At 67.9% G+C, this 13853-nt stretch carries 12 protein-coding genes; 8 read left to right on the plus strand and 4 right to left on the minus strand.

Features of this window, described 5'->3' with window-relative positions:
* Window positions 1–71 precede the first annotated feature (71 nt).
* The 8 genes from MB1_RS12070 (at window position 72) to MB1_RS12105 (ending at window position 9448) form a co-directional block, all read left to right on the plus strand.
* The gene (locus MB1_RS12070) at window positions 72–3632 is read left to right on the plus strand and encodes an ABC transporter ATP-binding protein (RefSeq protein WP_066907180.1); all 3561 of its coding nucleotides are present in this window, start codon (window positions 72–74) and stop codon (window positions 3630–3632) included.
* A 145-nt stretch (window positions 3633–3777) separates the two neighbouring features.
* Window positions 3778–4620 carry a thiamine pyrophosphate-dependent dehydrogenase E1 component subunit alpha gene (locus MB1_RS12075; RefSeq protein ID WP_066907183.1) on the plus strand — a complete coding sequence of 281 codons (843 nt, stop codon included), beginning with the start codon at window positions 3778–3780 and terminating at the stop codon, window positions 4618–4620.
* The gene (locus MB1_RS12080) at window positions 4617–5597 is read left to right on the plus strand and encodes an alpha-ketoacid dehydrogenase subunit beta (RefSeq protein ID WP_066907186.1); all 981 of its coding nucleotides are present in this window, start codon (window positions 4617–4619) and stop codon (window positions 5595–5597) included. Before MB1_RS12075 ends, MB1_RS12080 begins: the two co-directional genes overlap by 4 nt.
* On the plus strand, window positions 5594–5848 hold the full coding sequence (locus tag MB1_RS12085; RefSeq protein WP_066907189.1) for a biotin/lipoyl-containing protein: 255 nt from the start codon (window positions 5594–5596) through the stop codon (window positions 5846–5848). The genes MB1_RS12080 and MB1_RS12085 overlap by 4 nt, the downstream gene beginning before the upstream one ends.
* Window positions 5849–5855: 7 nt before the next feature.
* Window positions 5856–6104 carry a phosphopantetheine-binding protein gene (locus tag MB1_RS26025; protein ID WP_066907192.1) on the plus strand — a complete coding sequence of 83 codons (249 nt, stop codon included), beginning with the start codon at window positions 5856–5858 and terminating at the stop codon, window positions 6102–6104.
* Window positions 6101–7027, plus strand: coding sequence for a ketoacyl-ACP synthase III (locus MB1_RS12095; protein ID WP_066907195.1), 927 nt, complete (start codon window positions 6101–6103; stop codon window positions 7025–7027). The genes MB1_RS26025 and MB1_RS12095 overlap by 4 nt, the downstream gene beginning before the upstream one ends.
* A gap of 125 nt (window positions 7028–7152) precedes the next feature.
* The gene (locus tag MB1_RS12100) at window positions 7153–8220 is read left to right on the plus strand and encodes a zinc-binding dehydrogenase (protein ID WP_084351617.1); all 1068 of its coding nucleotides are present in this window, start codon (window positions 7153–7155) and stop codon (window positions 8218–8220) included.
* 64 nt (window positions 8221–8284) lie between these two features.
* Window positions 8285–9448: an acyl-CoA dehydrogenase family protein gene (locus MB1_RS12105; RefSeq protein WP_218000233.1), complete on the plus strand. Its 1164-nt coding sequence runs from the start codon at window positions 8285–8287 to the stop codon at window positions 9446–9448.
* Window positions 9449–9480: 32 nt separating this feature from the next.
* Here MB1_RS12105 and MB1_RS12110 read toward each other — a convergent pair whose 3' ends face one another.
* The 4 genes from MB1_RS12110 to MB1_RS12125 form a co-directional block, all read right to left on the minus strand.
* The gene (locus tag MB1_RS12110; protein ID WP_066907200.1) at window positions 9481–10164 is read right to left on the minus strand and encodes a GAP family protein; all 684 of its coding nucleotides are present in this window, start codon (window positions 10162–10164) and stop codon (window positions 9481–9483) included.
* Window positions 10165–10274: 110 nt separating this feature from the next.
* A complete protein-coding gene (locus MB1_RS12115; protein WP_084351619.1) occupies window positions 10275–11528 on the minus strand; it encodes a DUF418 domain-containing protein in 1254 nt (417 codons plus the stop codon).
* Complete coding sequence (locus MB1_RS12120) at window positions 11528–12220, minus strand: helix-turn-helix domain-containing protein (RefSeq protein ID WP_157084031.1); 693 nt, start codon at window positions 12218–12220, stop codon at window positions 11528–11530. The genes MB1_RS12115 and MB1_RS12120 overlap by 1 nt, the downstream gene beginning before the upstream one ends.
* Before the next feature lie 165 nt (window positions 12221–12385).
* The gene (locus MB1_RS12125) at window positions 12386–13630 is read right to left on the minus strand and encodes a DUF418 domain-containing protein (RefSeq protein WP_245650152.1); all 1245 of its coding nucleotides are present in this window, start codon (window positions 13628–13630) and stop codon (window positions 12386–12388) included.
* Window positions 13631–13853: the final 223 nt, after the last annotated feature.

Consider the following 13853-nt stretch of genomic DNA (forward strand, 5'->3'; position numbering starts at 1 on the left):
GACCACTTACTAACGTAACCAAGGTGAGCCTAACAAAAGAGACCGAAAGCGCAAGATCGCCGTCCGATCGGGTGGGATCTATCGCGGAAGCGGTCCGCCGCCACGGTTGGCTCATCGCCCTGGGCGCCGTCCTCTCGGTGCTCTCCTCGGCCGCCGGACTGATCCCCTACGTCGTCGTCTTCTGGATCGCTCGCGAAATCCTGGACCAGGCAGGGACTTCCAACCTCGCCGCGGCCGCATGGGTCGCCGCCGCAGCACTGCTCGTGCGAGCGATCGCCGGGGCGGGGTCGACCTATCTGTCCCACGTATCCGCCTATCGGGTCCTCGCCGACGTTCGAATCGCGCTGGCTCAAAAGCTGGATCACATGCCGCTCGGCCGGGTTCGATCCACGTCTCCGGGCGATGTGAAGAAGGTCGTCCAGGAGGATGTCGAACAGTTGGAAGAGGGCATCGCACACGCGATTCCCGATCTGAGCGCTGCCGCGACGGTTCCGATCGTCACCGCGATCATTCTTTTCACCGTCGACTGGCGCATGGGTTTGCTCACGATCGCATCGGTGCCGCTCGCCATCGCCGCGTTCGGCTGGTTCGCCTCCCGCGCGCTACCCGACATGCCCCGATACAACGAGTCGCTGGCCACGCTCAACTCGTCGGTGCTGTCCTACCTGTACGGCATCAAGGTCATACGCGGCTTCGTCGACGGTGCGCGACTGTCGGATCAGACTCGCCGCGGTATCGACCGACTGCGCGATATGCGACTGTCGCTCGCCCGCGCACAAAAGGTTCCGAATGGTCTATTCAACATCGCGATCTCCGCAAACGTCGCGTTGCTGGTTCCGTTCGGTGCACTCTTCTATCGGGACGGCTCCCTGTCCGGCGGAGACTTCGTGCTCTTCATGGTTCTCGGCCTGGGGTTCGCCCTTCCGATCCAACGGTTCATCATGACCAGCGCGGCGAGCATGGTGCGCGTGACCGAGTCGGCCAAGTCGATCCGGGAGATCCTCGACGCCGACGTCCTGCCGGTCGCCGAGACCCCTCGACTGCCTCGGGGCGACGACATCGAGTTGTCCGGGGTGTCGTTCGCCTACCACGACGACGACGTGCTGCACGACATCGACCTGCGGATCCCGCAGGGTTCGACGTTCGCCCTCGTCGGCCCGAGCGGTGCCGGGAAGACGACGGTGGCCCGGCTGATCGCACGGTTCTGGGATACGCGCACCGGGACGGTGCGCATCGGCGGGGTCGACGTGAAGGACATCGCACCGGACGAGTTGGCCCGCCGGATCGCCCTGGTCGCCCAGGACGATTACCTGTTCAACGACTCGATCCTGGAGAACATCCGGATGGGCCGCCCCGACGCGTCCGACCAGGAGGTGATCGAGGCCGCCCGACTCGCTCGGGTCGACGAGTTCGTCGACGACCTCGAGGCGCTCGGACGCACCACGGTCGGCACCGGCGGGATGCGGCTGTCCGGCGGTCAGCGCCAACGGATCTCGATCGCCCGAGCACTGCTGAAGGCCGCCCCGATCGTCATACTCGACGAGGCCACCGCCTTCCTGGATGCGGAAAACGAACTCGCGCTGCGCGAGGCCATCGCCGAACTCGGCCGCGGGCGCACCCTGATCGTGGTCGCGCACCGAATCGCCTCGGTGGCGGAATCCGACGCGATCGCCGTCCTCGACAACGGCTCGGTCTCCGGCGTCGGCACGCACGGTGAACTCCTCGACCACAACGCCCTCTACCGGCGACTGTGGTCGACCTACAACGACGCCGAGGGCTGGCACCTCAACGCACCGGACAGGGCCACCTCGGCCCCGAAGCCCACCCGGTCGCCGGCGAGCACGACCGACCCGGATACCGACACCGAGGCGGCCGTCGAGATCGGTTCGCTGCCCTTCGGTCGGCAATGGCTCGAATTCCTCGGCCCCTATCGCCGACGGTTCCTCACCCGCGCCGTCCCCTTCCTGATCCTCGACGGCATGCTGCGCGGCGCCCCGATCCTGGTGGTCTACCTCGCCCTGCGGGACCTGATCGAGGACCGCGTCGACGTCGAACGCGCGGTTCTCTACGGTGTGCTGCTCATCGCGATCCTGACGACCCGCGTCTTCGTCAATGCCGCGGCCTTCGGGCATCTCTGGGAGATCAGTGCGCGCGCGATCGCGCGGGTGCAGACGGTCCTGCTGCAACGCATCCGGCGCATCCCGCTCGGCACGCTCAGCCGCGAGGACAGCGGTCGGGTCTCGACACTGGTTACCTCCGACGCGAACGGATTGGATTTCGTCGGCATACCGGTGGTGGTGATCTCGGCGATCTGCGCCCCACCGATCGCCGCGACCATCATGCTGTTCCTGGATTGGCGGCTGGCCCTGTTGATTCTCGCGGGCGTCCCGCTCTTCCTGGTGACCGTGTGGTGGGGCGACCGGTCCTTCGCACGACTGGCCGACCAGGTCGCCGAGGATCGCTCCTCCGCCAGCGCAGCGCTGATCGAGCACGTCCGAGGGACAGCCGTCCTGCGCGCCTACCCCGGGACGCCCCGCGCGACGAGGTTCCTTGACGCGGTCCGGTCCCTGCGCCGATCGAGTACGCGCGCCGCCGTGGGGCTGGTGCCCAGCAGCGCCATCGGCAGCATCGGTCTCGAACTCGGCACCGTTGCTCTCATCGTGGTGGGCGTGTCCCTCTACTCGGCCGGATCCCTTTCCGCGGCAACGCTCGTGCTGTTCCTGGTGGTCTCGCTGGTCTTCTATCAACCGATCTCGGGACTGCACGACTTCGCCGGCATGCGGCGCATCCAGCAGACCTCCACACGGCGCATCGCGACGATCTGGGATGCCGAACTGCTCCGCCAACCCGACCACTCGGCGCCGGTCGCCGACGCGACCATCCGGCTCGACGACGTCTCCTTCGACTACGGGGTCGGCGGCGCGGACGACCGGCCGACCCTGTCGGGGATCGGTTTCGAGGTGCCGCAGGGAACGATCACCGCACTGGTCGGCCCGTCGGGATCCGGCAAGTCGACGGTGACGAACCTGATCGCGCGATTCCACGATGTCGACTCGGGGGCGATCACCATCGGCGGCGCCGATGTTCGCGACCTCACCGAGGCCGATCTGATGGCACTGGTCTCGACCGTTTACCAGGACGTCTATCTATTTGCCGACACCATCCGCGCCAATGTTGCCCTCGGACGGCCGGATGCCGGTGACGACGAGATTCGGCGCGCGCTCGAGGCCGCACGGTGTACCGACTTCGTCGATGCGCTCCCGAACGGGATCGATACGGTCCTGGAGGACGGCGGCAACGACCTCTCCGGTGGTCAACGCCAACGGCTGTCGATCGCCCGCACATTGCTGAAGGACTCGGCGGTTCTGGTCCTCGACGAGGCGGTGGCGTCCGTCGACCCGGAAACCGAAAGCCAGATCCAGGGCGCCCTGGCGGAACTCGTGGCCGGACGGACCGTGATCGTTGTCGCCCATCGGCTCAACACGATCGTCGACGTCGACCAGATCGTCGTCCTCGACAACGGCACGGTCGACGGAGTGGGTCGCCACGACGACCTGCTCGAGTCGAGTCCGACCTATCAACGGCTCTGGCGCGCGCATACCCGCTCACTCGACGAAACCTCGACACGGTGATGAACGGACAAGCCGCACCGAGCGAGACGGTCGGAATCACACCGCGGGGGTCACGATAGACATCATCGAGGTCGGGGCCCGCGAGGTCGACCGCACGCCCGGATCGCAGCTCGGACAGGACGGCCGGATCGAGTTGCTGCATCACATGCTGCTGGCGCGGGGGGTCGACGAGGAGGCGGCGCTCCTGCAGAACCAGGGACATATCGATCTGTGGCCCTCGTGTCAGGGTCAGGAGGCTGCTCAGGTCGGCACGGCGGTCGCGATGGGACCCGATGTCACGGTCTTCCCCAGCTACCGCGAGCATGCGGTAGCACTGACGCGGAATATCGACGTCACGGAGTTGATGGCGCAATGGGCGGGGCGGACATTCTGCGGATGGAAGCCGCACGAGCATCGTTTCTTCCCGTACACTCTCGTGCTCGCCTCCCAGTGCCTGCACGCGGTCGGATACTCGATCGGCCGACGACATCAACACCAACCAGCAACGGTCGCAGTCTATTTCGGCGACGGCGCATCCAGCGAGGGTGAGGCTTCGGAAGCGCTGAATCTGGCGGCGGTCGAGTCGGCTTCGGTCCTGTTCATCTGCCAGAACAACGGGTGGGCGATATCCAAGCCGACCACCGACCAGATGAAGACCGATATCGCCACTCGCGCCGCAGGTTTCGGTATCCGCAGCGCCGTGGTCGACGGGACCGACCCGGAGGACGTCTGGTCGGCGACCCGGACGGCCCTGCGGCACATCGCCCGCCACAACGCGCCGTACCTGCTCGAGGTGCGCACCCACCGTCTCGAGGGCCACAGCAGCTCCGACGACCAGAACGCCTATCGACCCGCGGACGATATCCGCCGCGCCCGCGGCCGCGACCCCGTGCGCACCTATATCGACAAGCTGACCGCACAGGGCGTCGTCTCCGAACGACTCCTCGGCCACATCGACGACGAGGTTGCCGCGGTCCGCTCCCGAATGATCGACGAGTTCCGCCGGTGACGGGGCGCCGCGAAAGCCTGGCGGGGGCGCTCAACGCCACCTTGGCCGAGCTCTTGGATACCGATCCGCGGGTGCTGCTGATCGGCCAGGACATCGGGCGGCTCGGCGGGGTGTTCCGGGTGACCAGAGGGCTGCAGCAGCGGTTCGGAGAAGAGCGGGTACGCGACGCGGTGCTCTCCGAGTCGTCGATCGTCGGCCAGGCGATCGGCATGTCGCTCAGTGGGCTGGTACCGGTCTGCGAGATCCAATTCGAGAGCTTCGTCTATCCGGCGATGAACCAGCTGGTCACCCAGGCGGCTCGGATGCGGACGCGATGGAGCGGGGAAACGGCGCTGCCACTGGTCGTGCGCATACCGGCCGGAGGCGGTATCCGCGGCGTCGAGCATCACAGCGAATCGAACGAGGCGTACTTCGCACATACCGCCGGTCTGACCGTCGCCTTTCCGTCGGCGCCCGCCGACGCGTCGGCCATGCTGCGCCATTCCTGCTCCGTCGACTCACCGGTCGTCTTCTTCGAACCGAAACGTCTCTACTGGTCCCGAAAGACCGCGCCCCGGGCTCCCGCCGCAACCGGCGACACGGCCACCGGAGCACGAATCGTCCGGCACGGCACCGACATCACCGTCGTCACCTACGGCGCCCTGGTCGAGGACGCCCTGGCGGCCGCGGGGCTGATCGCCGACACCATCGATGTCGAGATCCTCGACCTGCGGTGGCTGGCCCCCCTGGACACCGCCGCGATTCTCGACTCCGTCCGACGCACCGGACGCCTCGTCGTCGTGCACGAGAGCAACAGGTTCGTGGGAGTGGGAGCCGAGGTGCTGGCCACCGTGGCGGAGGCCGGCACCTGCTTCCTGCGGGCCCCGATGCGCCGCGTCGCACCCGCTCGCGAGGTCTATCCTCCCGCCGATCGGGAGGCCGCCCACCTGGTCGGTGTCGGCGACATCGTCTCCGCGATAAAGGACTGCTGCGCATGAGCCGAATACTCCAGGTTCCCCTTCCGGAATTCGGACACGGAATCACCGAGGCGTTGATCATCGAATGGCGCGTACAGCCGGGCGACACCGTCCGACGTGGTGACGCCATCGCCGAGTTGGAAACCGACAAGTCCTCGGTGGAGCTGGTGGCCGAGCATCCGGGCATCGTGCGCAGCATCCTCGCCGACGCACGATCGATCCTCGAATCCGGCTCGCCGCTCTACACCATCGAAGTTGATCAGGAAGGATGACCCCGTCGTGACCGAAACATTGGCAACCCTCGACGAGATTCTGCTGGCTGCGATCTCCAAGCGGAAACCCGGCGCCACTCGGGATGACCTGAACGAATCCCTGTCGGACGTGGGACTCGATTCGCTGGACATCGTGGACATCACACACGATGTGGAGGATCGGTTCCATATCGAGGTGAGTTCCTACGACGTCTCGAAGCTGAAGACGATCCCGGAGATCAGGAGATACCTCGGCGGCTTGATCGACGGTTCATGAGCGCCGGAGTCACCGATATCGAGGTCACGACGACCGGCGAGCCCATCGACAACGACCACTTCACCTCGATCGGCCTGACCGACGAGTGGATCCTCAGGCGCACGGGAATTCGGAACCGTTGGTGGATGAGTCCCAGCCGGGATCTCGCGGATGTCGCCGCCGAGGTCTGCGGTCCGCTCGTCTCGCGAAATGCCGGTATCGGCGCTCTGCTGTTGGTGAGCACCTCTGCCGAGCAAACGATTCCCGGTCTGGCGCAACAGGTGGCGACGCGGGCGGGGCTCCCCCGCAATGTGCTGGCCCTCGATATGAACGCGGCATGCAGCGGCTTCGTCTACGGCGTCGTGATGGCCCTGGGGATGTGCGAGTCGGGTCAGGTCGATGCGGTGGTGGTCTGTTCCGTCGAGGCGATGTCCCGCATGATCGATCGAACCGATCGCAGTACGGCCATCCTCTTCGGCGACGGGAGCGGCGCCGTGGTGGTGGCGGACCGGCCAGGCTTCCGCCCGTCGAAATGGGTGGCCGGATGTGACGGCGCAGGAGCCGATCTGATGTATCGGAACGACGCCGGAATCGTCCTGGACGGGCAGCAGGTGTACGACCGCGCGACCCGGATGATGGCCGGTGTCGCCGCCGAACTGTGCGACGCGACGCCGGCGCCGACGGTGGTCATCGGCCACCAGGCCAACGCCAGGATTCTGGACAAGGTGCGCAGATCGATTCCCGACAAAAGTATTTCGTTCGTGGACGTCATCGAGAGTTTCGGGAACACATCATCGGCGTCCATTCCGCTGGCCTGGGGAACGAGTCTCGAGGATCGATCGATTCCGGCGGCGGGCCGAGCGGCCCTGGTCTCCTACGGTGCGGGAGAGACCTGGGGCGGGGTATCGGTCGACTACGAGATGCGTTCCGAAGGTGCGCGATAGCGCATCGCCGAGATCCCCGAACGACACAATGATGGGAAGTACAGGCCATTTTGACTGATGCGTGGGTACTGGTGGATCGACAGCTCGACCCCGGCGGCGGGGTCGACTTCTCCCAATTGCGAAGAATGCCCTTTGATATCGGCGAACCCGGCGACCACGAATCGCTGGTGGAACCGATCTACGGGTCGTGGGAAGCGAATGTGGATCACGCCCTGCGGCGCTCGCCCATCGACATCTGTCGGAGCAGGCGGGAGAAGCAGATCGTCCTGGGCAACTTCGGCCTGGTGCGGGTCCTGCGGCCGAGTGACGGCTCGCCCCTGCGGGAAGGTGACTTCTGCATGGTGATGCCCTTCGGCAGGAGCGATCCCTATGGCTATGCGGAATTGGTCTTCGCCTACGACATGCCGGGCACCATCGGCTTGCTGGCCGAGCGGACGAGGATCAACAGCGATCTGCTGCTGCCGATCCCGCGAGATACCCGGTTCTCGCTGGGCCAATGGGCCGCGTACGCCCGGTACTTCACCGCCTGGGACAACTGGCGGTGCGCGCTGGCCTGCTGGCGTGCCCAGATGCCGGAGGCCGATCCGGCCGATCATCTGGTCTTCGGCTGGGGAGGCGGCGTCGTCTTCGCCGAGTTGCTGCTCGCCAAGCGTGCGGGATTTCGCGTCGCCATGTCGACCGGTTCCGAGATCCGCGCACAGTTGCTGCGCAAGCACGGCATCGACCCGATCATGCGACCGACCGGCGACCCGGCGACCTCGGAGGACAACGGTGCCGGTGCACGGACCGAATCACTGTCCCATGTCGACGATTTCGCCGCGCGAATCGCCGAGCTCACCTCCGGCCGGGGTGCCGCCATCGTGATCGACAATATCGGCGAGAAGCTGCACGCATTGAGTCTCAAGCTCCTCGGCCGGCAGGGGGTGCTGACCACCTGCGGCTGGAAGTTGGACATGCGCATCTCCCACCTGCGCGGGCAGGAGTGCATCAACCGTCGCCTGCACGTCCATACCCATGCCTGGCGATCCTTGGACATCGAACGTATTCGCGACTTCTCCGAGGAGGCCGAGTGGATCGCGCCGCCCGAGTCGCAGGTCACCTACGACTTCGACGAGGTGCCGCAGCTGGCTCGCGACTACGTCGGCGGAAACCTGGCCCCGTACTTCCCGCTCTACCGCGTGAACGAGCCCTGATGCCGCGACCTGCAGCCGGCCGCGGTACCCGGCGGCGTATCCGCCCGGTACCCGGAGCGACCGGATGGCGATGACACCCGAGGATCTCGAGGAGATCCGACACTTCTCCCGTACCGAGTTGTGGCCCGCGCGGGCGGCGCTCGATCGCTCGACGGACGAGCCGGCGGAGGCATTGCGCGCCTTTGCCGACACCGGGCTGGCGAACTGGTGGCTGCCCGAGGAACTCGGGGGCCGGGGGTTCACCCTGACCGACAGCGTCGAGGTGGTCAACGAACTGGCATACGGCGACGCGGGCGTCGCCTTTGCCCTCTGCATCTCCATCCTGGGCTCGACGATGGTGCGGGTATACGGTTCCGACGAGTTGAAGCAGCGCTATCTGACCCCCATGGCCGCGCGCGGTCGCTTCTGCGCCACCGCGGTCAGCGAACGCGACGCGGGCAGCGAACTGACCAGGATCGGGACCGTCGCGGTCCGCGACGGCGATACCTGGGTGCTCACGGGGGACAAGTTCTTCGCCACCAACGCCGACCTCGCCGACTTTCTTGTCGTCCTCGCCCGGTCGTCGCCGGGTCGGGCGGATCACGTCGCGATCGTCGTGCCGCGGCAGACTCCCGGCGTCACCATCGCCTCGCGGTGGAACGTCAACGGACTGCGGGCATCGCGTACGCATCGGGTACGGCTGGAGGGCGTCCGGGTGCCGGTCGACCACACGCTGGCCGGTTCCGGTCTGCGGGTCCTGGAGGCCGGCCTCAATGCCAGTCGCACCCTGATCGCCACGACCGCGCTGGGACTGGCGCGGCGCATCCGGGACGAGTGTCTGGACTACGCCGCGAACAAGCCGTTCCGGTCCGGGCTCCTCGTCGACAGTCCGGTCTTCGCTCAGCACCTCGGCCAGATGGAAACCCAGATAGACGTGATGAAGAGTCATCTGCTGCGGGCGGCCGGGGAGTTCGATGCGATCATGGCGCACCCCGATGCGGGCCGCCGGTTCGTCACCGCGGGGGCGGTCAAGGCTGCGATCACCGCCAAGATCTTCTGCGGCCAGGCGGGCTGGAATGTCGCCTCCGTGGGCTCGGAGATGTTCGGCGGAGCGGGCTACACCGACGAGCTCCCGATCGGGAAGCTGCTGCGCGATATGCGTTATATCTCGATCGTGGAAGGCGGCGACGACGTCCTGCGCGAGCTGGTCTTCGGCCGATATGTGGTCGCGGCGAGCCGTCGGTCGTGAGCGGCCGCACTGTAGTTGTGCTGTTCGGCCGCCTACCAGAGCATGGGGTAGTGCCGCAGCGCGTCGACGATCAACCCCACTCCCCCGACGAGGAAGATCACGCGCACCGCGGGCGGGCCGAAGCGGTTGAGGCCGCGCATCAGGGCGCGCTGGAATTGTCGCGACCGGGCGGAGCGGGACAGTGACGCCAGCAGGATCACCAGCGGCGGCAGCAGCGCGAGCAGGCAATAGGCGACGATGATCAACGGCCACAGCGCAGGGCGCGGATCGCGGGTCGCGAGCATCGCCAGGCCGGCGAGGTAGGGCACCGCGGTCGGCGCCTGCCCGAGGCCGACCACCACCCCGAGCCCGGCCAGCATCACCGGGCGGCGCCTCGCCCGGACCGCCCAGTCGGGCAACCCCGGTCCCGCCGACGACAGCCGCAGGCTGCCCAGGATCAGCAAGACGATGCCGACCACCAGCTGCGCCCAGTACCGCTGCGTCGGGGTGATCCGGAAGTCGAAGACCTCGGTGAGCCATCCGACACCCAGCACGGTGAGCAACCCGAACGTCGTGGTGACCGCGAAGACCCCGCCGAGGAAGCTCAGGGCGCCCGGCACCGGAGAACGGCGGGCGAGGCGGCTGTCGAGGATCACCATCGCGGTCACCGCGACCAGCAGCACGTCCAACGCGTCGATGATCGCCAGACCGGCCAGCGCCGCGAGGAGGGTGAACATGACCCGTGCAGGTTATCGGGCAATCCCCGCCGGCCCGTGACCGCCCTGGATCGGCACGCGGCCGCGGTACCACGCGAGCAGGTCGCGCTACCGCACCGCGTCGCGGCGGATCAGGAGGTCGACGACGGGTAGGTCAACCGGCGCAGCAGTTGCTCGGCCGGACCGCGACGCCCGGCCCGCTCGTGGATCGTCGCCACCCACAGCGTCGCTCCCCACACGGCGAGGGCCACGACCACCACCGACCAGATCGACAGCTGCGATCCGAGCCCGAGCCCCCACGCGGACAGCAGCGGGGCGAGGATCAGCGATTGGGCGAGATAGCCACTGAGCGACCGTTTGCCGAGCGCCTGCAACGCCCCCGACCAGCGGCCGGTGGTGCCGCGCGCGTCGTGGACGCGCTCGAGTCGCTCGGCGATCAGTCCGAAGAGCGCGACGTATCCGAGGCCCCCGGCGAGGCCGCCCAGATAGAAGGCCGGGATCGACACCAGGTCGTAGCCCCCGTCGCCGCCCCAGCCCTGGAACCCGACCAGGGCGACGAGCAACCCGGAACCCCAGGCGACCGTCAGCCCGATCAGCGCCGTCCACTTCAGCAGGCCGCGGTGATCGGCGGGATTCTCCAGCACCTGCCGGCGCGCCGCCGACATGCCGAACAGCATCGCGATCGGCACCACCAATCCGAACACCGTGTGCACGGTTCCGTCCAGCCCCCATTCCGCGATGCGCTTGACCAGGGCGACGACGATGTCGGGGTCGGAGACGGAGTTGAGGTCCTCGACGCCCTCCGGGGTGGGCAGCGAGATCAGCGGGGTCGGGCCGACCCGCCAACTCAGCACGCTCGACCGAGCCACCGCCGCGATCAGGACCGCGGTCAGTCCGAGCAGCCACAGGCCGACGGTGCGATCGCGCCGGTCGAGGAAGAGCCACACCAGCAGCAGACCCACCAGTCCATAGGCCCCGAGGATGTCGCCGTCCCACAGCAGAGCGGCGTGCACAGCCCCGAACACCACCAGCCACCAGTGGCGGCGCCGGAGCAGACGGCGCGCCTCCTGCGCGGAGACGCCGGCGTCGGTCTGCCGGCGGTAGAGCTGCACGATGCCGTAGCCGAACAGGAACGCGAACATCGGATAGACGCGCCCGGCGACGGCGACGGTCGACATCGCCCAGACCGTCCAGTCGGCGGTACTCGCATACCCCGCCTGGACCCCCTCCACCTCCCCCTCGGCCGCCCACAGGAACCACGAGGCGTTGGCGACGGCGATCAGTGCCAGCATCGTCCCGCGGGCGAGATCGGGCGCGATGCTGCGGCCGCGCATCGGGGTGGGACCGACGCGGGCGCCGTCGCGGGGTGCGGGGGTGTCGACCATCAGCGGTTCACGACGGCGCGGTGGATGCCCTTGATGACCTTCAGCTGTGCCGGGTTGAAGATGTCCTCGAGAGCATCGAAGGCGGCCTCCCCGGCGGGGGTTTCCGATTCGGACATCCACGGATACTCGACGTAGTTGGCGAGGGCCTGCGGGACCATCCGTTCGACCAGATCGGCGATCGTCCGGTCGTCCGCGTCGGGTGCGAGGGTGTCGAACTGCTCGTCCTCCGGGGTCCGGTCGTCCATGATCGTGCGCAGGTCCGCCAACCGCTCCGCCGGCAGGGCGCAGGAGAGCAGATTCATCAACACCCGCTCCGGCTCGGTCAACTTCGACCCCACCGCCAGCAGCTCGGGTGGCAGCTGTCCCGAGTCACCGCTGTCGAGCATCTCGGACAGCGTGGTGCGCACCTGCTGGAGCCGGATGATCGTCTGTTCCAGGTCGCGATCGAGGTCGCGCAGCATCTCCCGGACGGGCACGTCCGGCGAGTCGAGGGTCGAGATCTGCGCCAGGGGCATTCCGACGTCGCGCATGCGCTTGATGCGCAACAGTCGCAGCAGGTCGGGGATGCCGTACTGCTTGTATCCGTTCGAGTCGCGTTCGGGCTCGTCGAGCAGGCCGATCTCGTGATAGTGCCGCACCGCCTTGGTGGTGGTACCGGCGATCTGGGCCAACTGCCGCGTACTCCACCCCATCGGAACCCTCTGCGCGGTCGACGTATCGAACCGCCGATCGGGACAGGCCACCGACGCTGCGTCCGAATTACGAGGATCCCCCCTCGATAACCGTGCGACGGTAACACGACGGCCCCCGCTCGGGGCAGCGCCCAGACGGCCCGGGCCGGGCAGCGCCGAGCCGGCCTACCTCCGCGGGTAGGCCAGGTAGCGCAGCAGCCGTTCGGCCGGCCCCCGGGTACCCGCCCGTTCGTAGGCGGCCGCCGCGAACACCGTCACGATCCAGATCGCGATCGCCAGCACCGTCACCGACCAGCTGGTCATCGTCGAGCCGAGGCCCAGGCCCCACGCGCACAGCACCGGAGCGAGCACCACCGACTGCACGAGGTATCCGCTCAACGAGCGCTTGCCGAGCGCCTGGACCGCCTCGGAGATCGGGCCGGTCGACCCCCCGCGCACCTCCCGGCCGCGTTCGAGCCGCACGGCGATCAGCCCGAACAGGGCCACATAGCCCACACCGCCGAACAATCCGCCGAGGTACTGCACCGAGACGAAGGCCGGATCGAAGGAACGGCCCAGCCCCCAGGCGTCGAGGTTCTGCAGCGCGGTGACCAGTCCGGTCCCCCAGCCGATGGTCAGGCCGATCACGGCGGTCCGCCGCAGCAGCGGGATGTGCTCGGACGGGCGGTCGAGCACCCGGTGGCGCGCGGCGAGGAAGCCGACCAGCACCGCGATCGGCACGACGAACCCGAACAGGCCGGCCGGCGTATTGAAGATCGCCCACTCCCCGATCCGCTTGGCGGCCGCGATGAAGTAGTTGGGCTCCTCGCTCGACCCGAAGGCCGCGACGCCGCCGCCCGGCGACGGCACCGGCATGCTCGAGCCGCCGACGAACCCGCCGACGGCGGCGAGCAGCATGACGACCGTCAGCAGCGAGGTCAACCAGATCACCCAGCGGCGGATGGTGCGGTCGGCGCGATCGAGGAAGAGCCACACCAGCAGCAGGCCGACCAGACCGTAGGTGCCGAGGATGTCGCCGTACCAGAGCAGCGCCGCGTGGACGAAGCCGAAGGCGAGCATCCACCATTGCCGCCGGCGCAGCAGCCGCCGCGCCTGCGCCGGGTCGACCCCCGCCGCGGTCTGGCGGGTGTAGAGCTGGACGATCCCGTAGCCGAACAGCAGGGCGAACATCGGGTAGACCCGGCCGTCGATCGCGGTGATCGAGATCGTCTGGGAGATTCGGTCGGCGACGCTGCCGTCGAGCGAGTGCCCACCGAAGAGTCCGCTGTCGTACCCCCACAGGAGCATCGGGGCGTTGGCGATCGCGATCAGCAGCAGCATGGCGCCGCGGGCGAGGTCCGGCGCGATGCTGCGCCCCCGCATCGGCGCGGGGGCGGCCGTCGGCGCGGCGGCGGGCGGTGGCGTGCTCACGACAGGTGTCTTCCAGGGGCGATGTCGACCATGTCCGAAACGCTAGGGTGTGCCCTCGGGGCACAGTCAAGCCCCGGCCGATCGGGCGGGTTCCGGCCCGAAACTGCACCGCCGGCATACATCACATGCCCCGGGGGCAAAGCTTGGCCTAAAATGATTTTTACCGTTGTTGACATACGGCTGCGTCGTCGTGACCCGATGACCGCCGATCAGCGTCGAGCGC

It is taken from the genome of Millisia brevis NBRC 105863 (assembly GCF_001552615.1).
GTDB lineage: Bacteria > Actinomycetota > Actinomycetes > Mycobacteriales > Mycobacteriaceae > Millisia > Millisia brevis.